Raw genomic sequence first — 954 nt, 5'->3', positions numbered from 1 at the left:
GTACTGGTTCACTATCGGTCAGTCAGGAGTATTTAGCCTTGGAGGATGGTCCCCCCATATTCAGACAGGATACCACGTGTCCCGCCCTACTCTTCGAACTCACAATCTGTGCACTTTCGTGTACGGGGCTATCACCCGGTATCGCGCGACTTTCCAGACGCTTCCACTAACGCACAAACTGATTCAGGTTCTGGGCTGTTCCCCGTTCGCTCGCCGCTACTGGGGGAATCTCGGTTGATTTCTTTTCCTCCGGGTACTTAGATGTTTCAGTTCCCCGGGTTCGCCTCGCAACACTATGTATTCATGTTGCGATGATGCACTGGGTGCACCGGGTTTCCCCATTCGGACATCGTCGGCTGTAGCGGTTCATATCACCTTACCGACGCTTTACGCAGATTAGCACGTCCTTCATCGCCTCTGACTGCCAGGGCATCCACCGTGTACGCTTAGTCGCTTAACCTCACAACCCACAGGCGTTTTGCAACGCGTGCAGACTGCAAGCATTTGAGAGACTCGAACATATCGCCGCTTCATTCTTATTACGGAGAATGAAGACGATACGTCGTTTCAATTTTCAGCTTGTTCCGGATTGTTAAAGAGCAGTATCTCAGACGCAGCTCGTAAGCTTCGTTTGAGATACGTCGTGGAGACACCTTTCACCTGTCACCAAGCAAGTGGCGTCCCCTAGGGGATTCGAACCCCTGTTGCCGCCGTGAAAGGGCGGAGTCCTAACCGCTAGACGAAGGGGACACGATAGTGTCACGACTTCGCAGCCGTCTTGCTCATTACTTTCTATCAGACAATCTGTGTGAGCACTTCGCGGGAAGGTATCTTCAGGTAAGGAGGTGATCCAACCGCAGGTTCCCCTACGGTTACCTTGTTACGACTTCACCCCAGTCATGAATCACAAAGTGGTAAGCGCCCTCCCGAAGGTTAAGCTACCTACTTCTTTTG

General features: G+C 52.2%; 1 tRNA gene and 2 rRNA genes. All 3 read right to left on the bottom strand.

Annotated elements, in window-relative coordinates:
* A 23S ribosomal RNA gene (locus IB226_RS23040) occupies positions 1-460 on the bottom strand; the annotation flags it as partial.
* A 215-nt stretch (positions 461-675) separates the two neighbouring features.
* Positions 676-750: transfer RNA gene (locus IB226_RS23035), tRNA-Glu, on the bottom strand.
* An 88-nt stretch (positions 751-838) separates the two neighbouring features.
* A 16S ribosomal RNA gene (locus tag IB226_RS23030) occupies positions 839-954 on the bottom strand; the annotation flags it as partial.

Origin of the sequence: Pantoea sp. PNT03 (assembly GCF_014852515.1) — a bacterium.
In the GTDB taxonomy this organism is placed as follows: domain Bacteria; phylum Pseudomonadota; class Gammaproteobacteria; order Enterobacterales; family Enterobacteriaceae; genus Pantoea; species Pantoea leporis.
Note: the sequence above shows the minus strand (reverse complement) of the source record. Positions and strands in the feature narration are given on the sequence as shown.